We start from the raw sequence: 23,936 nt of genomic DNA, 5'->3' as shown, positions 1-23,936 counted from the left end.
CTTATCCGACCGCTTCCTTGTCTTGTACTAGCTCTACATCGAAAAGTGCCATATCAAGGATTAGTCTCATCAGATCGTCAACGCCTTCACCGGACTTGCAGTTGGTGAAAACGAAAGGCTTCTTGCCGCGCATAAGCTTCGAATCGCGGTCCATGACTTCGAGGCTAGCACCCACGTGAGGCGCGAGATCCTTCTTGTTAATGACCAGAATATCCGACTGGCACACACCAGCACCATTCTTGCGCGGGATTTTATCACCAGCGGCAACGTCGATGACATAGATGAAAAAGTCAGCCAATGCAGGACTAAAGGTAAGCGTGAGATTGTCGCCGCCCGATTCAATTAGGATCACGTCGCTGTCGGGATATTTCTCTTCCAACTCTTCAACAGCGGCGATATTCATCGAAGGATCTTCGCGAACGGCGGTATGCGGGCACGCGCCGGTTTCAACACCGACGATCTTCTCTTCGATGAGAATGCCGTTGAGGGTTCGGCGCACCTGTTTGGCATCTTCGGTGGTCACAACGTCATTCGTGATGATTAAAGGCTTGATGCCCAAAGCGATCAGGCGTGGCGTGATTGTTTCAATCACTGCTGTTTTGCCAGAACCAACAGGTCCACCGATACCAATACGCGTGATCTTCTTCATAATTCATTCCTGTTCTAAAATGCTATTCAGTTCATGAATAGACGGACATGCGTTTTTGTGTGATGGGCGACCAGGACGTCGAAAACAGGTGCAAAGCTGGACATTTCGTCGAGTGCAAGGTCGCAAATATCGCTGTAATCGCCTTCAACGCGGTTTTGTGCAGCGAACAATATCCGCTGCGTGTCGAGATGGTCGATACGCATCAGACGCACCGCAGCACTCATGATCATCGATGCAACGCCATATTGATGCACAACGAAAGCCTGCTTTTCGTCTGCGCCCATATGTGCAAGTGCCATTGCCTGACCCACCGGAAAGCATCCCGGGGTATTGCCGGACTTAATGTCTTTCAGCCATCGCTCGAGCGATGGAAAGTCGCTGATCTTGAGAGAGAGTTCCGCAAATTTCTTACCCATTCGGGAAAGCATGAGCTGTTGCTCCTCACCGACACGGCGGTCCCATATCTCATGATCGGCTGCAAGCAGCGCGTCATAGTCGTTGGCTACAGTCGCGCGATGCGCATGAAGAAAAGCGATGCCATCCATGTGGGCTGCTTGACGAACCACCAGCTCGACAAACTGTTGCAAAGTGGCGGTATTGGTTACCACCTCCGTCTGCAATGCAGATTCCAGGCCGTTTGAAAACGCAAACGCTCCAACCGGTAGCGTAGAGTCCGAAAATTGCAGCAATCTCGCTAAAAGAACCATGTCCTGCATGGAAGCCCGCTTTTCGTTCTGTGTATCCGACATCATTTAGCCGTTATGGTGATCATGGCCATCATGAGGGTGGTCGTGGTTATGCTTATGGGAATGCAAATCGTGGTTCCGATCATGATCATGGGCACCATGGTGATGATGCGGCGTTGCATCAGCGCCCGCAAAGAGCATGCGCACTTCTCTGGCGTCGAGCTTAGCGGCGATTTCTTCGCCCGGCGCGAAATATGTTTTTACCCGATCAAAAGCATGCGTGCGCATGACCGATGCCATCACCTTCTGATCGACAGAAAGTGGGACATAAACGGTGGCACCCTTGATGACGGCGGGCCAATGCTGATTACCCAGACCATGACCCAGCTCAAAACATATGCGCAGGATTTCCTGCGGTGCAAGATCCTCAAGACCCTGAAGCTCGATCACCATGACTTCCTTGAGGGCGATCCGTGCGACAACAATGATTTTGTTCTCTTGGTCGTAATAAAGCACATCACCATCGTGCAGATGCTCAGAACGTGGCAGCGAAATAGCCAGCTCAATGCCACTTTCACTGGCTTTGCGAAGACGGCTTTTAGGGGCTTCCCACTGCTCCATCGCAAGATAATCGACCGCAGCGTCGTTTGCGCGATCATGCCAAAGGGAATCTTTGATGTTGCCGAGTGTCTTCTCAACGAGAATCATTAGTTGCTCCGGAAGCTTACAAATTTCATATCTTCGCTGGATCAAACTCACAGAATTAGTGATTTCATCCGGCGCAGTCATTTTTAAACCCCAAGGAAGGAAAATTCCTGGGGGCTCGTCAAGCTAGCTGAAGAAGTACAGCTGCGTCAGCGGAACATTGGTAGCCGGTTCAACCGTTGCATGTTTACCATCAACGGTAACCGCAAACGTTTCCGGATTGACTTCAATAGTTGGCAAAGCACTGTTGCGAACCATTGAACTTTTGCTGATTGTGCGCGTCCCATGCACAGGCACAACTTGTGACTGAAGCTCGTAACGGTTAGCAATACCTGCATCAAAACCGGCAAGCGAGGTGAACGTGACGCGCGTTTTAGGCAATGTACTGCCCAAAGAACCATACATAGGGCGGTAAAGCACTGGCTGCGGTGTCGGCAACGAAGCATTCGGATCGCCCATCAGTGCCCATGAAATCATGCCGCCCTTGATGACCATTTTTGGCTTCGCGCCAAAAAATGCAGGTTCCCAGAGAACTAGATCGGCCATCTTGCCGATTTCAATCGAACCGACCACATGGGATACGCCCTGCGCGATAGCCGGATTGATCGTTACCTTGGAGACGAAACGCAAAACGCGTTGATTGTCGTTACCGGACTTATCACCTTCATAGGCACCGAAACGGATCTTCATCAAATGTGCGGTCTGAATCGTGCGCAGCCAGTTTTCACCCACGCGGCCCATTGCCTGACTATCACTTGACAGAATCGAGATTGCGCCGATGTCATGCAACACGTTTTCAGCAGCAATGGTTTCGGGACGAACTCGGCTTTCAGCAAAAGCGACGTCGGTCGGAATCTTCGGGCTAAGATTGTGACAGATCATCGTCATGTCAAACAATTCGGCCTGCGAGTTGATGCCATATGGCAGTGTCGGATTGGTCGAGCTTGGAATGACATTCGACTGACCAGCCACTCGGATAATGTCGGGCGCGTGCCCGCCGCCTGCGCCTTCCGTGTGATAAGTGTGAATGGTGCGGCCTTCAAAAGCGGCAATCGTGTTTTCAACGAAACCCGCTTCGTTCAGCGTATCGGTATGGATACAGACCTGAACATCATAGTCATCAGCAACGCGCAGCGACGTGCGAATAGCTTCCGGCGTACTGCCCCAATCTTCATGGATTTTAAGGCCCATGGCGCCGGCGCGGATCTGTTCTTCGATTGATGCGGTTGATGATGAATTTCCCTTACCCAGAACCCCGGCGTTAACAGGCCAACCGTCGAACGAGCGCAACATCATTTCGATGTTCCACGTTCCCGGTGTAATGGTCGTGCCATTCGTGCCATCCGTGGGGCCAATACCGCCGCCAAACAAAGTCGTTACGCCATTGCTGAGCGCTGCTTGAGCCTGCTGCGGTGAAATGAAATGTACGTGAGCGTCAATGCCGCCAGCAGTCAAGATCAAATGTTCGCCTGATATAGCATCAGTGCCCGGACCGATTGGAAGCGTTACACCGGTCATCGTAGACGGGTTGCCTGCTTTACCGATCCCATAGATCAGGCCGTTCTTAATGCCAACGTCTGCCTTGATGACCCCCTGAACTGGATCCAGGATCGTTACGTTTGTTATGACAAGATCCGGGGCGCCAGCTGCACTGGTATATTCGCTGTCATAGCCCATGCCATCGCGGAGAGTTTTGCCACCGCCATAGACGGCCTCTTCACCGTAAACACGCAGATCCTGCTCAATTTCAATATAAAGATCAGTATCGCCCAGACGAATTTTGTCGCCAGTCGTTGGACCGTAAAGGTCCGAATATTGCTGCCTTGAAATCTTTGCCATCTCATTATCCTGTTCGCTGATATGTGGGGCGGGCAATTACGACTTATTCTTGAAGCCGTATCGCTCGACGCGCTCCATTGCATCCGTCAGGCGAGGCCGAGTCTCGTTGTAACTTTCTTCACCGACCCAGCCGTTTACCAGGCCATTGAACCCGAGCACACGCTGTTTGCCCTGATAAGGAACAAGAACAACTTCCTTTTCATCGCCCGGCTCAAAACGCAAAGCGGTTGTCGCAGGAATATTCAAGCGCTTGCCAAATGTCTGCTCACGATCGAATTCGAGAGCCGCATTGACTTCAAAGAAATGATAATGCGATCCGACCTGAATTGGGCGATCACCGGTGTTACGAACCTTTAGCGTGGTGGTTGGGTAACCGGCATTAATTTCAATATCACCTTTGCCGAGAACCAGACCCCCAACAGGCGCTTTACTCTTGTCTGCAGCCATAACTGAGCCTCCCTGCGGGATTACTGAATAGGATCGTGGACGGTAACCAGTCGGCTGCCATCGGTGAACACAGCTTCAACTTGTACGTAAGGTATCATCTCGACAACACCTTCCATCACATCGTCTCTCGTGATGGTCTTGCGGGCGAGTTCCATGACTTCTTCAAGGGTTTTACCGGCGCGCGCGCCATCAAGCGCTGCGACGGCGATAAGGGAAACTGTTTCTGGATGATTGAGTTTCAAACCTTGATCTTTACGACGCTGCGCAACGATCGCGAGCGTATAGATCATCAGTTTATCAATTTCTCGCGGCGTGAAATGCATACGAAACCTCCGTCCGAAGAAGAGGGGAAAACGGCATTCAGTCGCCTTTTATACCACCCCCCATTTTATTCACCACGATTAAGCTAACAACGCAACTTTGTTGGAGCAAGATATATTTGCTCACAAAGCGAAATAAAATTAAGACGAGATATGAATAAAGACTATCCGCTTCATACTTCTTCAGAATAACATCTAAATTCATTAATTTGCAATTAAGGTAGATCGTTAGAATCCAGCGTCAAATTTTGCCTAAAACGAGAATCCAGGACACCGCCATGATCATACATAACACCGTAACAACTGCACCCGTTCGCGCAAATTCGGCAAAAGATATTCTAATGCCCCGTGCCGCCGCCTGCTCGACCACGATAATTCCTGCCAGACTTCCAAAGACGATCATATTGCTTGAAAAGCCGGTGCCTAATGCGAGTGCCGCTCCTAGCGCATCAGCACCCGTACCCGAATGAAGATAAGGTACGAGCAACATAACCGCTGGATTATTGCCGACCAGATTACTTAACACGCCACCTACTAACAGAAGCGAAATCGGTTCATTAAGGTCAAGACCGGCTTCCCTTAAATGATTGAGCAAGTCTTGCGGAAGACCCGTCGAGGAGACTGCGGCGTTAACGATAAACAAACCCATAATCAAAAGCAGGAGATCTCCGTCGACATGCTTTAGCATGTCATGTGAAGAAATTTTTCGGCTAACCAACAAAATACCCGCGCCCCCCATAGCGACCAGCTCACGTGGAAGATCACTGAAGATGAACAGGCCAATGACGACGATTGCAACCACTGCGGTCTTTGCTGTCTCCATCAGATCGATCGAGCCGGCTTCAGATGTATCTGTTGCCGCGGACATTGGCTGCTTCAGCTCCCAACGGCCGCGATACGCAAACACAATCACACCCCAGACAACGGGCAAAGAAAGGACGGCTGGCACCGCAGCAATTTTCAGAAAACCATTGAAAGACAATCCAAGTTGCTGTGCGGTAATCATGTTCTGCGGACTACCGATAAGGGTGGCCGTGGAACCCGTATTCACAGCAAAACAAAACGCAAGAAGGAAAGGGACCGGGTTCAATCCTCGCGCCAGACTGACAGAGACCAGTAATGGCGTCATGGCAACAGCAACCACATCCTTTGTCAAAAATGCTGAGAATGCCGCGCCGGTAATAATCATCACGCCGACCAGAAGCGGTGGCGACAATGGCAACTCCGTCATCCTCTTTGCCACCCAGCCATAAAAGCCCGATACCGAGAAACCAGCCGACACGACCATCAGGCCGAACAACATTCCCAGTGTTCGATAATCAATCGCGTTCCAGGCAGCCTGAGCGGTTATACTGCCGACCACCAACATCGCCAACGCTCCAATAATAGCAGCGCCTGTTCGGTCAACTTTGAAACCTGGAAGAGTTCCGCAGCCCATCGCAAGATACACGAGTAAAAAAACGAGAACTGTCAGATCCATGATTACTCACTATTGCAAAGGTAAACGTCGCCTGGCTTATTTTTCTGTCGATAGAACATTTTAATGCAATGGTTTCAATGCAATATTTCAATACTCGCCCGGACAAGACTGCGATTAATTCCTGAGCAATCACCAAGTAAAAATTCGGACAAGCCCTTTTTCCCGGCCGACACTCACGAAGATACTAATGTGAGTGACTGTCATGGGGAATAATTGAAACATCCCCATAAACCACGGCGCGCTGCGAAATGATTGAGTTCGCAAACTCTTTTACCGACTTCACATCTCCTCTGAGAAGGCTCACCTCAAGGCAAAGATCCTCGTTTAAATGAACATGCAACGAAGCAACGGACATATTGTGATGTTCGTGATGCGAGCTAGTTAGTTTTTTAGCGAGGTCACGCGCATCATGTTGAAAGACGTAGCTTAAAACACCAACACATTGCCCTGAGGAATCCGATGCAACCGCTGCTTCATTCATGCTGGAACGCACTAGATCGCGGACTGCTTCAGAACGATTGGCATAACCTTTCAAAACAATCAGCGCATCAAGATCTTCCATCAGACCATCATCCACTGTGATTGTAATTCTCTGCATAAGATATACCTCTCTCGCCACCATTTCATGCACAGTAAGTGAGAAATCAAAATCAGTAGATTGAATTTGACGCAAGAACCCCAGCCTACGTCAACACCGTTTCAAACGTCAAACTCGGTCCCTAGATATAAAAGCTTGCTCGTAATCATTTGGGTTCCACACATTTGTTCAACGCCTGCATAGAGGAACACAAATGTTGAAATCAGACCACGAGAAAAAAGACAAGTGGGGGTTGAAAGGGAGAAAAAGGGATAGCCAGTATTCTCCGATTTCAAACTTCTTATCATTTCAACGCCTTACTGGAGAAGTGCGTCCGTCGCGTCAGCAAGATTGAGGCGCGAAATCTTCTCGAGTGACGCAACTTTAAGTTCTGTCACAGAAAACAGCCGTTGAAGATCGAACTTTGTGAAATTTATACCGCTATAAGTTCGCACGTAGAACTCTTTCTTGTTGAGATCAGCAAGAACAGTCCATGACGTGTATTCAGTCTTGTATTCCTGTTCATTTGTGGCCGAAATGCCTTCAATATCCAACCCGCCAGACTGAGGGGGGTCAATCGTTATGCCGCGGGGCCGATCGAAATTATTCATAATGTGCGCAAGTGCGGAAACTGCGTTTCCAGGTTGTGTTTTTTCAGCGAATGTCGAGTAATATGCAGCGCGAACAAACCGCCCTACTGATGTGTTGGACGCCGGTAGCCCCGCGGTTGCAATTCCAGAATCCGGCTGAGTGACGTCCAGTCCACCAAATTTTCCAGTTGACTGATCGAGATTGGTCAGAAACGTATAATTATTCAGGTTGGTGAGATGCCAGGTGAATTCCGGGCCGTTCGTCATCACACCAACAGGGTTATCATAAACATTCTGTTTTTCGCTAGAAAACTCTATAACGATTGATTGCCCTAAGGTGTCATGCACCACGAAATGGAAAGGCGTTTTGGCACCATGCAGGGGCGCAAGCGATGTCAATATAACGGTATCTTCAGATAGCTTTGCTTTAACATCACTGGCGGTTTCAAACTGCCCAAGCACCCATGCGCCCAGATCAATAGCTGCGAGCAAAGCCTTGGTTTTTTCTGCATTGTCAGCGGGCCCTGATGCGCCGGCGTAGGCGAGTACGCTAAATGTTAGACCTTTCTCATTGACCCCTTCAACGATCTTGAGATCCGCAAGGCTGCCATTGGGTACAGCGATTGCAAAGATTGCATATTTCGCCTGAAATTCAAGTGGACTGTGGTCGTCTACAACCGAGGTAAACCGATGTCCTTTGGGGATTGATGCGATAACGTATGGCAATTCCATCGATAGTTCCATGGTGCGCCCAGCATACGCCCCCGCATTTGCATCCTTAAATAAAAGAGCAGTACAAGCGAACCAAAACTCCGGTGCCATCTGAGAACTTTGAAAATCAGCAAGAAATGGCAGAACAGTTGATAGAACAGACACTTTATGCCCCCCTTGGAAAAGACCGGATACGATTAACGTAAAATGCTTATTTTCTAGAAGTATCAGCTGATTACGACATGTTCAAGTAATTACAAACCAACTGCGACAGTTATGGATGAGGGCATTCTAATCGCACCGTTTAAACTGACCTTGAATTTGAACAATGCAATCATACGCGGCATTCTTGGCAACAATTTTTTCAAGAAACTTGTTGATCACACAGTGGAACCCGGATTGCTTATAGCGATATCATTGGCTTCAGCAGCCGGGGCAAGTTTATCCACTTCAGCTATGAAGGCATCCAGCTTAGCTGTTTCAGGTAGTTTATGGATGGCTTCACAGCCAACAAGGTAATCGTCCACGCGACCGACGAGTTGTTCAGCGTCATCGATGCGCGGCAACCATAAGAGCGCTTCCTTGCTTGTAGGAGGTGGCTCTGCCAGAAAGCTTTGAACCCATTTGCGCAGGCCAAATATCTCGACGTAAATGTTATGCCGTTCTTCAACGGTATCATCAAACGAGCTTTGGCTGGCTCCCCGCAGCCCATCGATATATTTCGCTATCGCCTTGAGCGGCTTGTCATAGCGCGTAGCGAACGAAACTTTCACTGGTTTTGGCCAAATAAAATAGCCGAAAACAAGCACAATCACGGCACCAAGAAATGTATCGATCAGGCGCTGCGGGCCATAGTCAACGGTCGGCCCTGCCACAATGAGATCGATCAAAATCAAAATGAGTGGAGTGAGGAAAGCACATTGCCAGGCGTAGTTTTTAAGTGAAGCCCAGGGAATAATTGCGCTCAGAAGACCTACCACGACGACAAGGCATAGCCCTTTAGGTACCAGATAAAAGATCAGGATCCCGAGCAGAACTCCAACCATAGTACCCGCGCTTCGCTGCAAAGAACGCACAAACACGGAGCCAAAATCGGGCTTGAGTATCACAGCGACCGAGAGCGGAATCCAGTAAGAGCGATTTCCCGGAAGATAGAACTCGGCAAGCATTGCAATCAGCATGCATAAGGCTAGACTGAAAATGTTCACCAGATCACTGCGCGGCGCTTCAAACTGAGCACGTAGGCGGCCTTCATTGAGACCGCCAAGTTCATGGGAAAGACTTCGCAGGGAAGGTGTTTGCGATGAGCTTACGAACCAAAGTGGAGCGCAAGCCAGTTCCCACATTTGCGCGACCAGAGTGGCGACTGCGCCATTTTCCAATGCTGGAGCGGTCGATGAGCGTTGTATTCCGGGCTTGAGAACAGCCTTTGACATCAGTTCAAGCGATTGAGCAACCTCACTTAAATTGCCAGCATCAGCCTGTTGGGTTGCTAGCACAACAATCAACCGATCCGCGAGCGTAAGAATCTTCTTCCCTGTTTCAAAGTCTTCGCTGCCATCAGCTTTGCGCGTTTGCGCCCGGAGGATAACGCTATAAGCATTAGCTTGCGCCTCTATCGCTTCGTGCAAAGCAGTTTTGATTTCGGCATTGTCTTTCGGCTTCCGCGACGCGACGCGGGCAAGATTTGCCAAAGACGCGAACAGCAGCGAAGTGAGTTTACGTTCTGGCTGTTTCGGAATTAATATCGCTTCTATGCCCAGAAGGAGTGCTGCATATAGCGCTCCAAGACCAAACAAGAGCGGCATCGTCATAGATAATGACGACTGCGTCGCATGGGAGGCGACCACCGTCATAATCAACATTTGAAGTGCACCAGCCGAAAAGGTCTTTCCCCAGAAGCTGATCCAACCGGAAACCATGGCAATCAAAACAACACCTGCGATGGTTAGCAGACCTTGTTCGGCAATAACTGAGCCAATCGCAAATCCGCCGATACCGAACGGAACGGCCGTAAAAATGCGATTGAACCGGTCACGATAAGGATCGGTTTGCACGCTTATTGCCGATAGCAAACCGCCCAAACAGACGAAAAGCGCCGCTACAGCATTGCCACAAAGGAACCCGATGGTTAACGGCACGGTGGTTATAAGCGCAAGCCTCAGGGAGTGTCGCCACGGCCAGTAAACTACCGGCTGCACGTTGAACACATTACGCATCCACGTTTGCGGCGGATCACTCATTGCAAACAATGCCCATATGACACCTGCTTTTGCGATACAGCCTATTCTGGCTGAACCCATCAGACGAAAATCGCCGTCGCAGTCCATAGATGTGCTACAAGAAAGTTATACTTTTCAACCTTCAAACAGCGCCGACGGTGAGGAGCACGAGCTTAAATAAGCCCAAAGAAGCGAACGACGGACCAGATCGATACGATTATCGCCACTATCGCCATGATTACACTTTTGTTCTGAACTGCAGCTGCCACCGCAAGACAGACAAGCGCAAACAGCGCTAAACCATCCAGAAAAACAGAATAATCATATAGAAACTGCATCTTAACTCCCCCATTGGCAGACACTGTTACGAACTTTTTCTTATCAAAGCGTCGAAAGTCTAATGAAACGCAATCGAATTACAGACTAATCATAGGACGTGCAGCATGGATGTCCACGTAATTTCTACGGCCAACTAAAATAATCTGTGCCTAAAAACTATTTCAAATTGAATTCACAACATCGGTTTGCAGGGTGAGGCAGAAAGCGCTCAGTCGGAGCTATAGAATATTTTATTATTAATTAGGCATTTGACGCATAGCTGATCATACTGCTTGCAGCGGCTTTCGGCTTTTCGTAACCTTGCATTGGGTTTAAGAATCGGCAGTTTACCCGTTGTGGGCAGAAGTAGGTAGCGGAGACCTTATCGCGTGTCAGGTCCGTCAGTATCTTTATTTGGGGCATATTTTCCATCATGGATGCTTTGTCTTCTGATTTCAATAATCATCACCCTGTTGCTTCGGATGTTGTTTATTCGTCTGGGAATTGATGACATTTTTCCATTTCGCCTCACAGCCTATACCGCAATCGTCATAGCGATCGCCTGTGGCTTCGCTCTTTTTGTATATGGGCGGTGATATGACAGGCAACGCTTACAGCAAAAGAGAATTCAGCATCGTGGGCGTGCTGGTGACTGGTGTTCTTCTGATCGTCGCATTCGTGATGGCATGGCTTTATCTTCGTGCTTCACACGACAATCCACTATCTGACGATGCGGTCATTGGCGCTAATATTGTCAATATTGGCGCGACAGTTCCCGGCAGGATCGTTTCGATAGAAGTTCAGGAAAATCAAGCCGTAAAAAAAGGCGACCTGCTTTTCACAATTGATCCGGAACCGCTTCGACTTTTGGTAGAGCAGACGTCCGCCGATCTCGCAATCGCAGAAGCGGCGCTGGATTCCCAAAGGCGCGCTGTAAAGGCTGAAACGCAGAACGCATTGATCGCAGACCAGCAAATCGCCCGCGCGCGAACCAATCTTGATCTTGCAGAAGCAACGCTTAAACGACTAGAGGCACTAAGTCCCAAAGGTTACGTCACACGTCAGCAGGTGGATGACGCAAAGACACTACGAAACGATGCTCAGATCAGCCTTACTCAGGCTGTCAAACAGGCTGAGGCTGCAAATACGTTAGTTGGCACACTCGACAGTGCACAGGCCCTTGTCCGCGCCAGGCAAGCCGCCCTGGCATTGGCTCAGCACAACCTCGACAACAGCATCGTGCGTGCACCACACGATGGACGCGTGGTTGGCGTGATCAATGGTACGGGGCAGATTATTGCGCCGGGGCAGTCTGTTTTCACGCTCATCGACACGTCAAGCTGGTATGCCTCGGCCACTTTTCCGGAAACGGAGCTTAGTGGCATAAAAGTCGGCGATTGTGCTCAGGTTCGTATTCTTGCCAATAGCTCTATTGTTATTCAAGGCATCGTTGAGGGAATTGGCTGGGGTGTATCCTCGGAAGATCTTATCAATATTCCACGAAGTCTGCCCTATGTTCCCAAAAATCTTAACTGGGTCCGGATTGCTCAGCGCTTCCCTGTGCGTGTAAAATTAATCGATCCGCCGGAACAGCTCACGCGTTCGGGAGCATCGGCAGTTGTGACAGTGTTAAATGGCAAGAAGTGCTAGACGAACCCTCTGGGGCGCCGTCCGCGATACTTTAGCGGATTTGGCACCTTTTCCCGGACGCCTAGCAACATCTTGGCGCGTAGCAGCGGTATGCGCGCTTGTTGCCGGCGTCGCCATGATGTTTCACATCCCAGAATCCGCGATCAGCTGTTACCTTGTTATATTTCTGATGAAAGCGGACGGCGCCGAAAATACCGTTGTTGCGACCGCTGCGATCATTGCAATTACACTACTTGTTGCTTTGATGATCCCCGTACTGCAATGGACGGTGGATTCGGCGCTGCTTCGTATTCTGGTTATGATTGTCGTGTCGTTCGTTTTTATTTTCATCGGAGCTGCGAGCAAACTTGGTGAAGGCGGTAGTATCGTCGCGCTCATCATAGCGTTCATTCTCAGTCTGGTGAACGAAGTGCCGATCAATGGTGTGATTTCGTTTGCATTGCGCTATGCGTGGGAAATGGCAATTCTGCCAATGTTCATGATTGCCGGCTTCTGTCTGTTTTTCGGTCGCTGGAGCTTGTCTTTGTTGCGTGAGGAAATGCGGGAACGCCTGCTGGTGGCACGGGATGCTCTGCTTGCGAAAACACCTGTTGCCGCATCGGCGTTGCAAGAAAAGCTGGGGGCCGCCAACGACGATCAATACAAACGCTCAATGCTTGTAAAAATACTTCACCAAACCACAAGCCACAAAGCAGCACAGATTGAGACCGATATACCCGCCTCTTATCAGTTACTTTTTGCAGTATCGGCTCTTCCGTCAAACACGACAGCTGAGAACAAAAAAGAGTATATTCAGCACATCGATAAAATGGTTGAAGCTCTGGATAGGGGTGCGGCCCTTCCGTCGCCTGAGCAAGAGCCTCGACCATCGCAGGACAGATATGAAGCGGGCATTCTCCAGGCTCTCAGAAATATCGCAGGGAGTGAGAAGACTGAATATAAAAAAGGATCTGGCGACAGCTTCATTGCGGCAGATATCTTTTCGAACCCTATTTACCAGCGCTTTGCACTCAAGACGACGTTCGCGGCGATTCTGTGCTATTTGTTTTATGCCGCAATAAACTGGCAGGGCATCCACACTGCTATGGTCACATGCTATGTCGCTGCCATGGGGACTGCCGGCGACACAATTCACAAACTTGCATTGCGCATTACTGGATGCCTGATTGGCGCAACAATCGGCATTGTTTCGCTTATGTTCCTCATGCCACAGCTTGAATCTGTCGGCGGCCTGATGATCCTTGTTTTTGGCGTGGCACTCCTCGCTGCATGGGTGACAGCAGGCAGTGAAAAAGTATCTTACGGCGGCGTTCAGATTGGACTGGCTTTCACTCTCACTGTCCTACAAGGTTTTGGTCCCACGACTGATATGGACACAGCGCGCGACCGTATTGTTGGCATTTTGGTCGGTAACTTTGCAGTCTATATTGTTTCGACACTCATATGGCCTGCCCCGGTCGCAACAGTTATTGGTCAACGACTTTCGGACACTGCCCGCAAAATTGCAGAAATTGCAGCAGCACCGTATCAGCAACGCATGATGATGATTGCAACAGCGGCAGAAGCTGAACGCCTTCTCGATGAAGTGCGATATTGCTTTTATCTTCTGCCTTTCGAACCTCCGGGCTTAAGACCATCTCCTGAACTCGAAAAAACATTGAGTGTTGCAACCGACCAGCTTGCCTCACTCAACAAGGAAGTTTACTTCTCAGATGAGATAATCCCAGATGCTGTGACAAGATTAAGTATTCTGTCATCACAACTCGGGTCTATCTGCAAACAAGGTGAAGGCTTATCTGATGATCGGGCTTCCCCGGTTGCTAGTGTGAAAAGTACGGGGGCAGAAAAGATCGATATGCATCTTACACATCTGGAAGCAATATTGGCGGATGGTAAGGTATGATTAAGCCTGCTCAGCCCTTCGCCGTTATTCTGACTGTCATTCTCACTTTGGTATTGAATGGGTGTGCCACAGACGCACTCAAACTTGCTCCGGAAGCGCCCGACAAGCCGTGGACTGACGGTAAGAAACTTAGTTCACCTAAAAGTGCTTCCCCGGATTCAAAAGATTTCAGTGTTCCGGCCAATCCGGAACTCGCTTTGATTTCAAGCCCGGTATCTGCGGACACCCATTCGGAATATGATCTGGCGCATTTGATCGACCTTGCGCAGCGAAGCAATCCAGCGACGCGAAACGCCTGGGAAAAAGCCCGTCAGGCCGCGCTTTCCGTGGGCATGGTTGAAGCTACAATGCTGCCAATCATTACAGCCAATGTGATTGGGGGAGCACAGAAAACGACAACGCCCGTCGATGTACCCCTGATCGGGGAAAGAGATATCGACACCACGCTGAAAGGTGTAACACCTTCTGTTGCCCTGCAATGGCTGGTTTTTGATTTCGGACAGCGCTCAGCTTTGGCAGATGCTGCGAAGCAGGTTTCTTTCGCGGCAAATGTTACGTTTAACGCTATGCACCAAAAGGTCATTTTTGACGTTACGCGCACCTATTATGAATATTGCGCATCGGTGGCAGGCTATCGCATCTCGGAACAAACCCTCCGCAACAGCAAAGCAGTGCTGGCTGCAGTTCAGGCCAGGCTGAATGAAGGCCGTGCTACTACGGTTGAACTGGCACTTGCCCGCCAACAAGTAGCACAATCGGAACTGCGAATTGTCAGAGCACAAGGCCAGAAGGACAATACTTATCAGGGGCTTCTCGCCGCAATGGGTGTGAACGCGATGCTGAAGATCAAGGTCGACGGCTCGATGAAACAGAAGCTTCCGGCCAGCTTTGACGGCGTGACTCAATCAGTTCTGGAATCTGCTCTGTCCCAGCGCCCTGACGTCATTGCAAGCTATGCAGCATTGCAGGCGACAAAATCTGGCGTCAAGGTTGCACAGGCCGAGTTCATGCCAAAGGTATTCGTGGCAGCTACTCTTGCCTCGTCTTCGAACTCGTTTAATGCCGGGAGCCTGCCGACGATTGGCAATCAATCCTCGGGCGCAGGCATCCTCATCGGCGCGACAGTACCACTTTTTGACGGGGGCCTTCGGGCTGCACAGCTCAAAAATGCGCAATCGGTCCAAAATGCTGCGACAGAAACGTTCCGCAGAGTTCAGCTCGATGCCGTTGCTGAAATTGTCGTCGCATCCAATGCGCTGAGAACCGCCCTCGCTGCCAATAAAGCCGCGGGCGTACTGGTACAGACTTCTGCGACAGCTTTTGATGCAGCGCTCGATTCGTATAAGAATGGCCTGGGTACAATCACCGTAGTAAATGAGACAAACAACGCATTGCTGGATGCGAAACTCGCACAAACCGATGCTCAAGCAGGTGCACGTATCGCCGCAGCCAATCTGGCATTTTTCACAGGTGCATTGACTTCAAGCAAAAGCCTCGCTGGCGTAAGGAATGACTTTTGAGTTTTTCGTTTGGAAATAACAGAAGCAAAACCCCGAAGCGTTTGTTGGTTTCAAACTCGAGCTACAGGGATTAGATGTCGAAATACTGGGTAGCTGCTGGTGTCACGATTTTATTTTCTCTCGCTGCCTTTGCGGCATGGTTCCTGATGCGCCGTAGGCGCGGATGGTCACACAGCATATCTATCCATCTTGTGTTCATTGCGATGATGTTCGGCGCGATCCTGACGATCCGACAAGCCGCCTATATGTTGCTCAAGGATTATCATATCACCGACATTACACCTGATATGATCAAAACTGCCACTAGTTTTGTAATGGCGCTTCTTGCCATGCAACAACTCTTCCAGCTGATCAACCGCCTGACACACAGCCAGATCAATCGGGGCAATGACGTGACTTCGGCACGTATGGTTGCGCGAATTTTGAAGCTGACTATATTTCTGATCATCCTGCTCCTTTTCGGCGAGCATTTTGGTATTGGGCTTTCAGGACTGCTCGCTTTCGGTGGCATCGGCGGCATCGCCATCGGCGTGGCGGGAAAGGATATGCTGAGCAATCTTTTCTCTGGCGTCATGCTTTATTTCGACCGTCCTTTCAGTATCGGTGACTGGATCAGCTCACCCGATCGGAACATTGAAGGCACAGTGGTCGAAATTGGTTGGCGGATAACGAAGATCATGACGTTTGATAAACGCCCGCTTTATGTTCCGAATGCGGTTTTTTCCACGATCAGTGTGGTCAATCCTGGACGTATGACGAACAGACGCATCACAACGACAATTGGTCTGCGCTATGAGGATGCAGATAAAATCTCGGTTGTAGTTGAGAGCATTCGCAATATGCTGAAAGGCAACAAAGATATTGATCAAAAACAGACGTTGTTGGTTTATTTTGACGCCTTTGGTGACTCGTCGCTCAATATAATGGTCTATTGCTTCACAAAAACGACCGTTTGGGCAGAATGGCTGGCTGCGCAACAGGAAATCTACCTCAAAATTATCGAAATCGTCCATTCAAATGGTGCCGACTTCGCTTTCTCAAGTGAAACGCTTTACATGCAGCCCTCTTCAAGGGACACGCATCCACAGATCGAAGTGTGCACGACAGATCCGTGAATACCGAGATGAAGGGCATTGGATTGACCGTTTTTGGCAGACTGTCTTTATCAATTTGCTCAGCGGACTGTTATGCTCTCAGCCATCGCATCCACCGCAACGAAGTCAGAACCCACAAAGGGTTTTTGACATATTCGGACAGTTCTATGCTATTTGGTGCCTTATGCTTTTTTGTAGTGCTTTGGTTCTCCTGAAATGTAGCCTGCAGGCAGCAATTTGACATACACTTGCAGAGGCTTTCGTGGCTTGAATGTTTCTGTCCATCAGGGATAAATGACAAACCATTGTACTCGACATCAAACGAGGGTTTGCTGTTTCTCGATATAGAAAATGGGGTAAAGGGTGGTGGTGAAGACAGAAGAATCCACAAATGGTATTACTGAGAATGCGGGTTCTCTAACGAAGATTTCTGATCCAGTTCTTCTGCTGGGAAATGCCGGAAGCCGTTCCGCTCAGGCAAGGTTCATCGCACTGGCTTGTTTGACAGGCATTCTCACCGGGATCGTGGGATCTTACTTTCATCTTATCATCAATATTCTGATTGCTTGGCCTCATATGGTCAGTGAGTATATCAGTGGTCCTAAGCTGCTGATCAGCGTTGCACTGATTACGATGCTGTGTACGGTATTTGCCGCCTATATCGTCAGACGTATTGCACCAGAAGCGGGCGGCAGTGGCGTTCAAGAGATCGAAGGCGCAATGGAAGGCCTGCGGGTCGTTCATTGGCGGCGAATTCTCCCTGTGAAGTTCAGTATGGGCATCTTATCGATCTCATCGGGTCTGGTACTCGGTCGTGAAGGCCCTACAATCCATATTGGCGCTTCGCTGGGTGCTGCTCTCAATGATTTTTTCAGAAACAGCGTCCCTGAGCGCCGAGGACTGCTGGCCGCAGGTGCTGCGGCTGGCCTTGCATGCGCTTTCAATGCGCCGCTTGCAGCCGTTTTGTTCGTCATTGAAGAAACGCACCGCCAATTCCCCTACACGTTCCGCACCTATATGGGCGTTATAGCAGCCGCATTACTCTCAACGATCATGGCTCAGATCATCGGCGGCACGGCCCCTGACCTTTCAATGCCCAAAATTGACGTGTCATTGCACCTGCTCCCAGGCTTTTTTGTTCTGGGGTGCCTGCTTGGTTTCATTGGTGTTGGATTGAATAGAAGCATCCTTTGGACAGGTGGTATCGCAGCCCGGTTGCATTCGCGGGTACCCTATCTTTTTCCTGCACTGATTGGTCTGGGCATTGGTGTGCTGTTTATCCTCATGCCTCTCTCAGTCACAGGCGGCGACCTGATCATTCGGCAACTCACCAATGGAAACCCGGGCTTACTGCTGCTTCTGGGACTTGCTTGCTTACGTTTCTTAACGATGGTTGGCAGCTATTCCAGTGGCGTTCCTGGGGGTATCTTTGCTCCCATACTTGCACTTGCAACCTGCATTGGTTTGGCTTTCGGTGGTGTGATTGAAATGCTCGTTCTGAATGCTGAGAATATCCCTCTTGCCTTCGCGATCGCTGCTATGGGTGGCCTTTTTACAGCTTCCGTACGCGCACCTATCGTGGGAGTTGTTTTGACGCTAGAACTCACTTCTTCTTATGGTCTTACAATACCGCTAATTTTGACTTGCTTGGCGGCTAACCTTACTGCACAGTTCATGGGTGGGCGACCGCTTTACGAGCAATTACTTGACCGCACGTTGGCCCAGGCGGGTATTAAGCCAAAGCCAATAGCTTCGGAGGAGCGAGCTGGTCTGGCTTAGGTGCGAAACAGCGTTGATTGATGATTGAGGTATGATTCAATGAACCCTCCAACGATCCCTGTAATCCTTACGCTCGAAATTTTGTCTAATTGAGAAGGATGTAATCGAGGGATACTTTTAAAAATTGTAGCCACGATTAGCTCGGAAAACCCAAAGTTGGACTGTTTTCCTTATGAAGCGCTTTCACTTCGATTTCGAAGTGAGCGTTATGCGCTGAAAATGGCTACTTGCACAGAACCCGCACAAATTAAGAATTTCAGTCACTGTTGATATTTGTCCGTCTGACAGCTTTCGGCACACCTGAAGCTTTTAACAGTTAGATGAGCGATCAGTGCTATGTTTTTCTGTGCCTATTTGCTAGATAATGCAATAACAAAACGACAACAAGGACAATCCGTTGACTTCAACTGACGACAAAAAGCTTGTGCAACGCTTTAAGCAGCTTTCAAAAAACTTGAAGGCCGAGCAGCGGCGGCTTCTGGAAATTGCATCTGAGAATGACAGCTTGCCCAGCAATAATGCGCTCAGACAAATTGCTGAGCTGGAACTAAACATTGCAGCTGTGGAGAACAACATAGCGGAACTTGGCGTAAAGTGAGCGTGGTCGCTCCCGCAACCGGCACTTGATTGTAGCGAACCGCAATCGATATCAAACGGACCCGCAATCAACGCAGGCTTTTCTTTAGATTGACGAGAATTGAGGCAGCGCCCGGAACGGCCACTGAACCCGGTGAGACCGGCCTGCAATCGTCGTCTCCGGATAAGAGTTCAATGTAATCAGGAAGCGTATCGTCTGATTGAGAACCTCGCAATTTCCGTCGAGGGCGCAATCGTCACTCAATGATTTTACTGAATTTTCAAGCTCAATCCCCATCACCAAACGGGTTGAGAATTTCTCGTATCAGTAGCGGACTGCAGCCATATAGAATAGAAGTGGTGCGTGCCGGTTTGCGATTTTATTGAGATTGATAAGTAAATTTGGGGCAATATATTGGGGTATCATTAGTTAATCTTAAATAGTAATGTGTTTTTATATTAAACTATTATTTTTCATCCACCGCATTAGCGAGGCCTTATAAATATTCAAATCAGATTTTATGACTTGATAATTAAAGAAAAAAGGGCAGTCACTCGGACTTCCACGCTATTTGCCGAGTGACTGCCTCTCGTTCTCTCCAATGAAGGCAAGGTTTTTCAAATAAGAGACGCCCTACCAATAACTGTGACAATCAGCCGACTTGGTCTGTGATACTCACCAATATACCCCCCTTACCAGCCACGATGATTACGATTTAATCGCAAGGCACCGCAGATGTCGGCCAGCCAGTTTTGTTGCCAAGTGACAATACTCACGTTGAATGCCGTCTGACTTGCGAGACTTATTCGACGGTCAAGTGGGCCGAACGGCCATACTCCACGCTGAATGCGTATCCTTCAAATATCATTTCCTAGACTCGGCCGGCCTCCTTAGCCAAGCATCGCTTTACGCTGAAAGCAGTGGGTCACGTGGGTCTTTCATGCATGGGTGCCGCGCGGTTCTAAGTTAACCTTATTTTCCTTCTGCTCCAATATTGCTATGAACCAATCAGTGTGTCCGCCATCCAGCTTCGTTTTATGAGGATTCCCATCACGGCTGCATTTTTCTCGCCTCGTCTAAGCAGATCAAGGGCATAGTCTAATCGCTGCCTGGCTGTCGCATTCTGGGTTTCGGATGCACCAACTAGCACCATCTGCTCAATTCTCTCTGGCCATTGATACGCAAACTCAGTCGCACTAAACCACCCTAGGATATACCGGTCAGATCTATGCTCGTCAGATCTTCTGCCTTCGAGATCTTAGATATCTTAGAGATGCAGGCTGCCAGAAATGCGAAGCCCTCATCTTCTGGAATATCGTCAGCGGCGCTTATGCGCGGTGTATCAACGAGAATGATGGACTGTCGCTTAAGAGCAAACTTTCGAGATGGAGCAGCGAATAATTGTCCTTAAAACCGCCACCAATTACAAGTTTTGGTTGGTTGCTGGCTTTTTTGTGACCCAACTTTGCGATAGCAAAATCCGCCAGACTGATGTTCGAGCCAGTTTGAGGAGGCGTCATTTTGTGATGACGAGAACAGAGATAATACGCAAGCGATGAGACACTTCTGCATCGAAGTATGTCTCTCCATTTGATCGGTAGATGAAGCCTCTCTGCTAAGCGCATCTGAACCTCGACGAGGGTCCAGGAGTCTGCATGCATGGCGAAGAAATCGCGATCGATATCCACGTTGTTGATTTTAAGAAGGTCAGCGCAAATCGCCGAGATGTCCTGCACTAGAATGACGTAATCATCGGCAGAAGGGCTTAAGTCTAAGCTAAGCGTTCAAGTTTGCGCGTCAAGCCTTGTTACTGGCGTGTTATTGGGGCGCGGGTGCGGCATTCTTTTTGTCGCAACCATTGGCCTATCGGCTTTTCATAGCCGCCCTTGGGTAGAGTTTCCAAAGTAGCCCTTCTCGCGGCAGCTTCTTTAAAAACAAGCGCAAGACGTGGGCGATCATTTTCTCTCGCACCACAGCTTAAAGACCATGATTTGACCTAGCGGCCACCAAGATCGTCACGTGCGACGCGCGCCGCCCTCAAACGATCCGTCTTTAGTTTAACCGCTGATTTCTCATCATCGAGGATTTTCCATGCTGGATGGTTCACGCGCAATCTCTGAGAAGCACTCAACGCAGGCTGCGGCTTAAAGAGATTGTCTTTAGTGAGTTCTGGCATCATCGCTACTCCTTTGTCTGCTCACACACTCAAACCGAGCTTGATTTGAGCCTATCGAGCACGACTTTTCGAACATCCGCCGCCGCTCCGTCTCAGGACGTTTGAGAGCATTGACCATTCGTTTGATCGACGTTGCTGGATTATCGGCACAATCGGCACTTGCTGTGGCTTTTTAGTCGACGCACCTCTTAGTTCTGCTTGTGCGACAGGTGTAAATGCATGACTTGTGGGGTTTACCATAGGAACCTTCCTGTAAAATATTAATCTTCAAGCGGCTCTGATCCAGAGTATTGAACACGCATCGTAGTTCGAATACGCGTCCGCGCGCCGTCCATGCCCGGATGAACTGACAGGCTAAAGTTCCCGGCCAGCCATCTTTGTCTCATGTTACAGATCAATTGATAGTCCATACGACGCGCCACAGAGGCAGACCGACGAACTGCTGACAGGATACCATCGGCGTCCACGCTGCGGTCATCGAATAGAAAGGCAGGGGCATTTAACCGCTTAGCCGCTTCGTTTTTATGAAAAACCAATATACTAAAATATAAATTGCTTCGCTCTGATGCTTGGCGTGAGTTTATACAATCTATAAGAATGCTATTCGTTCACAGCGCATTAATAAATGCGCGAAAACTATACTCGTACTATATTCTCAGCGTTCTATTAGTCAAGTTTTATCTCGAAAAACAAAACCTTTTATTGATTTTATTTTGAAAGAGAATGACCTGAAAGAATTACTTAAACGTTTTTTAGCGATGAGGTGGGTGGGGTCAACGGCGCTAGAGAAGCGCAGTTGATGAATTAGGGCGTTCCGTAAGCAGCAGTCGCTTCTGGGAATGGCGCGCTTTCAACCCGATGGTCTCGCATCACGCCCGACATGAAGTGATGTAACACTAAATTCGATTGATGAAAGAGGGGGCCGGGTAGTGGCTTCATTCTAGCCGTCACGTAACCTGCTTTGGCCATCATCTGATTGAGGATTCTGTTGCTGATATGGAAATTTACAAGATGGATACTGGAAGACATGGCGTCCTCCTTTCACATTGCGGGCATGGACACTTTGCCCCGTCGACGACCCGTTTAAAAAATCTATTGCCGACGGCCTACAGTCGGGCATTTCGATATATAATGCAAGAAAAAAATTAAGGTCATTTAAAGGCGTGGCGCTAATTCAGGATATATATTCTAATATTATAAGTTTTAAGCGAAAAATAATCGAGTGCGTAATGCAAGAAATATATCAAAATACATTTCTTATTTACTTGTTTAATTCCATTCCGTTAATTCTAAACTTTATAATATGTGATCTTTACATTTATATACGCCAAACGAAAATGAAAACCAGACTGCTTTGCTTTAATGCCTATCGCACCGGCATTGTGCCCGCTACCGTTCCCCAGCCGACAAGGATTATCGAGATGCGAAATGGTTGAACACGGATTTATCAGATAAAAATTGCAATCTCTGTCGAAAAAAGGGGCAACTTATTTGTTGCGGGCGTATGCGGAGCCAAAGTGCTGCAAATCGCGTTTCTTCGTGGCTTCAAGCACCACTGAACGCATCGGGTTGGGTCAATTACAGAGCGATTTAGGCTGAAACCACAATCGCGGGTGTTGCGACCGCTTTCCCCACCCCTTTTAAACTTGGGTATATTTCCTCCACTCCACAGTTGTTCAGGCGCTAGTCGATCTAAGAACTGAAACGCCCTGTCGAGTCTGTGGCAATTTTGACAAATGCCGTGGTGGCGGGTGTTGGCTCGCAAACCATCAAACACAGCTCGAACGCGGCTTGTGGGTCGGCGATTTCATGATAGGCAATGCGATCAGGGCGGAAGCTCGCCATGCTGGCGGGAACAATGGAAATTCCTGCGCCCACAGCAACGAGCGATAAAACGGCGTGCATCCCGTGCGCTTCCTGGGCGATTTGCGGAACAAAGCCGGCATCCGCACACAACCGCACCACCTTAAGGTGAAACCCACGTCCTTCAAGCATAGGCCACAAAATAAACTTGCTGTCCGAAAGGTCAGCGAGGACTAGCCCCGTGCTCTGAGACAAGGGATGATCGAACGGCAAGGCTATGCAAAGCCGGTCATGATCGAAGACATGTTGAGCGATACCGTCAGCATCTCCAAGGGGAGGAATGACGATAGCTGCATCGAGTGCCCCGTCGCGCAGGCCAACAATTTGCATTGCCGTTGTTGCTTCGCGCAATTCCAATCGCACGTCCGGCCTTGCGTGGCGGAACGCCTTTACCGTGTCGGGGAGCCGTCCGTAGAGCGCGCTGCCAACATATCCCAGTCTGACAATGCCTGAGAAACCCGCTGCAGTTTCCCGCGCCGTGCGGATTGCGAAATGTGCCTGACGAAGGGTCTCGCGCGCTTCGCGCAGAAACGCGTGACCTGCGGCGGTAAGCCCGATGATCCGATTTGGGGCCCTATCGATCAGGTCGACACCTAGCTCTTCCTCCAACCGTCGAATGGCAACTGTTAACGGCGGTTGAGACATGCCAAGCCGTGAGGCCGCACGGTGGAAGTGCCCCTCCTCCGCGACTGCCACGAATTGCTCCATTTTTCGCAGGTCGATCATGCCGCGTTTTGGTGAAGCGTTCCCGCTCGATATATCAAACATATCAAATCCTAATTTTTTCAATATTGGACGTATCATAATATTTCGACCATCCTGCATGCAAT

General features: G+C 49.3%; 22 protein-coding genes. 7 read left to right on the top strand and 15 right to left on the bottom strand.

What is annotated here, in order from left to right; all coding sequences use genetic code 11:
* Position 1: 1 nt before the first annotated feature.
* From ureG to QSJ70_RS13830, 11 genes are all read right to left on the bottom strand, one after another.
* Positions 2 to 649, bottom strand: a complete 648-nt coding sequence (ureG, locus tag QSJ70_RS13880) for an urease accessory protein UreG (protein ID WP_285537183.1) — start codon at positions 647 to 649, stop codon at positions 2 to 4.
* A gap of 26 nt (positions 650 to 675) precedes the next feature.
* The gene (locus QSJ70_RS13875) at positions 676 to 1,401 is read right to left on the bottom strand and encodes an urease accessory protein UreF (RefSeq protein WP_285537181.1); all 726 of its coding nucleotides are present in this window, start codon (positions 1,399 to 1,401) and stop codon (positions 676 to 678) included.
* Positions 1,402 to 2,043: an urease accessory protein UreE gene (locus QSJ70_RS13870; protein ID WP_285537178.1), complete on the bottom strand. Its 642-nt coding sequence runs from the start codon at positions 2,041 to 2,043 to the stop codon at positions 1,402 to 1,404.
* A gap of 123 nt (positions 2,044 to 2,166) precedes the next feature.
* Positions 2,167 to 3,879: an urease subunit alpha gene (locus QSJ70_RS13865; protein ID WP_285537177.1), complete on the bottom strand. Its 1,713-nt coding sequence runs from the start codon at positions 3,877 to 3,879 to the stop codon at positions 2,167 to 2,169.
* 36 nt (positions 3,880 to 3,915) lie between these two features.
* Positions 3,916 to 4,326 carry an urease subunit beta gene (locus QSJ70_RS13860; protein WP_215780425.1) on the bottom strand — a complete coding sequence of 137 codons (411 nt, stop codon included), beginning with the start codon at positions 4,324 to 4,326 and terminating at the stop codon, positions 3,916 to 3,918.
* A 20-nt stretch (positions 4,327 to 4,346) separates the two neighbouring features.
* Positions 4,347 to 4,649, bottom strand: a complete 303-nt coding sequence (locus QSJ70_RS13855) for an urease subunit gamma (protein ID WP_215780423.1) — start codon at positions 4,647 to 4,649, stop codon at positions 4,347 to 4,349.
* A gap of 238 nt (positions 4,650 to 4,887) precedes the next feature.
* Entirely contained in the window at positions 4,888 to 6,126 is a 1,239-nt protein-coding gene (locus tag QSJ70_RS13850; RefSeq protein WP_285537173.1) for an ArsB/NhaD family transporter, read from the bottom strand.
* A gap of 184 nt (positions 6,127 to 6,310) precedes the next feature.
* The gene (nikR, locus tag QSJ70_RS13845) at positions 6,311 to 6,724 is read right to left on the bottom strand and encodes a nickel-responsive transcriptional regulator NikR (protein WP_215780420.1); all 414 of its coding nucleotides are present in this window, start codon (positions 6,722 to 6,724) and stop codon (positions 6,311 to 6,313) included.
* 296 nt (positions 6,725 to 7,020) lie between these two features.
* The gene (locus tag QSJ70_RS13840) at positions 7,021 to 8,115 is read right to left on the bottom strand and encodes a linear amide C-N hydrolase (protein ID WP_285537284.1); all 1,095 of its coding nucleotides are present in this window, start codon (positions 8,113 to 8,115) and stop codon (positions 7,021 to 7,023) included.
* Between the two features lie 269 nt (positions 8,116 to 8,384).
* A complete protein-coding gene (locus QSJ70_RS13835; RefSeq protein ID WP_215780418.1) occupies positions 8,385 to 10,307 on the bottom strand; it encodes an FUSC family protein in 1,923 nt (640 codons plus the stop codon).
* A gap of 92 nt (positions 10,308 to 10,399) precedes the next feature.
* Complete coding sequence (locus tag QSJ70_RS13830) at positions 10,400 to 10,564, bottom strand: hypothetical protein (protein WP_215780416.1); 165 nt, start codon at positions 10,562 to 10,564, stop codon at positions 10,400 to 10,402.
* Between the two features lie 369 nt (positions 10,565 to 10,933).
* On the opposite strand from QSJ70_RS13830, the gene QSJ70_RS13825 reads away from it, so the two are divergent.
* From QSJ70_RS13825 to QSJ70_RS13795, 7 genes are all read left to right on the top strand, one after another.
* Positions 10,934 to 11,140: a YtcA family lipoprotein gene (locus QSJ70_RS13825; protein WP_285537171.1), complete on the top strand. Its 207-nt coding sequence runs from the start codon at positions 10,934 to 10,936 to the stop codon at positions 11,138 to 11,140.
* Position 11,141: 1 nt separating this feature from the next.
* Positions 11,142 to 12,194, top strand: coding sequence for a multidrug transporter subunit MdtN (gene mdtN / locus QSJ70_RS13820; protein ID WP_285537169.1), 1,053 nt, complete (start codon positions 11,142 to 11,144; stop codon positions 12,192 to 12,194).
* Between the two features lie 115 nt (positions 12,195 to 12,309).
* Positions 12,310 to 14,097 (top strand): FUSC family protein, encoded by a 1,788-nt coding sequence (locus QSJ70_RS13815; RefSeq protein WP_215780411.1) that lies wholly within the window; start codon positions 12,310 to 12,312, stop codon positions 14,095 to 14,097.
* Positions 14,094 to 15,617, top strand: coding sequence for a TolC family protein (locus QSJ70_RS13810; RefSeq protein WP_215780409.1), 1,524 nt, complete (start codon positions 14,094 to 14,096; stop codon positions 15,615 to 15,617). Before QSJ70_RS13815 ends, QSJ70_RS13810 begins: the two co-directional genes overlap by 4 nt.
* A gap of 74 nt (positions 15,618 to 15,691) precedes the next feature.
* The gene (locus QSJ70_RS13805; protein WP_285537164.1) at positions 15,692 to 16,732 is read left to right on the top strand and encodes a mechanosensitive ion channel family protein; all 1,041 of its coding nucleotides are present in this window, start codon (positions 15,692 to 15,694) and stop codon (positions 16,730 to 16,732) included.
* A 342-nt stretch (positions 16,733 to 17,074) separates the two neighbouring features.
* Complete coding sequence (gene clcA, locus QSJ70_RS13800) at positions 17,075 to 18,490, top strand: H(+)/Cl(-) exchange transporter ClcA (RefSeq protein ID WP_285537162.1); 1,416 nt, start codon at positions 17,075 to 17,077, stop codon at positions 18,488 to 18,490.
* 397 nt (positions 18,491 to 18,887) lie between these two features.
* Positions 18,888 to 19,088: a hypothetical protein gene (locus QSJ70_RS13795; protein ID WP_285537160.1), complete on the top strand. Its 201-nt coding sequence runs from the start codon at positions 18,888 to 18,890 to the stop codon at positions 19,086 to 19,088.
* 1,307 nt (positions 19,089 to 20,395) lie between these two features.
* Here QSJ70_RS13795 and QSJ70_RS27685 read toward each other — a convergent pair.
* The 4 genes from QSJ70_RS27685 to QSJ70_RS13780 all read right to left on the bottom strand — a co-directional run bounded on the left by QSJ70_RS27685 (position 20,396) and on the right by QSJ70_RS13780 (position 23,874).
* Positions 20,396 to 20,803 (bottom strand): acyl carrier protein, encoded by a 408-nt coding sequence (locus tag QSJ70_RS27685; protein WP_352231003.1) that lies wholly within the window; start codon positions 20,801 to 20,803, stop codon positions 20,396 to 20,398.
* 260 nt (positions 20,804 to 21,063) lie between these two features.
* A complete protein-coding gene (locus tag QSJ70_RS13790) occupies positions 21,064 to 21,246 on the bottom strand; it encodes a hypothetical protein (RefSeq protein WP_285537159.1) in 183 nt (60 codons plus the stop codon).
* Between the two features lie 801 nt (positions 21,247 to 22,047).
* Positions 22,048 to 22,272 (bottom strand): hypothetical protein, encoded by a 225-nt coding sequence (locus QSJ70_RS13785; protein WP_215780404.1) that lies wholly within the window; start codon positions 22,270 to 22,272, stop codon positions 22,048 to 22,050.
* A 663-nt stretch (positions 22,273 to 22,935) separates the two neighbouring features.
* Positions 22,936 to 23,874, bottom strand: coding sequence for a LysR family transcriptional regulator (locus QSJ70_RS13780; protein WP_285537156.1), 939 nt, complete (start codon positions 23,872 to 23,874; stop codon positions 22,936 to 22,938).
* Between the last annotated feature and the right edge of the window lie 62 nt (positions 23,875 to 23,936).

The sequence above is a fragment of the Brucella sp. NBRC 12950 genome, assembly GCF_030268145.1.
Lineage (GTDB): Bacteria > Pseudomonadota > Alphaproteobacteria > Rhizobiales > Rhizobiaceae > Brucella.
The sequence above is the reverse complement of the archived record's forward strand: the minus strand, read 5'-3'. Positions and strand labels throughout refer to the sequence as shown.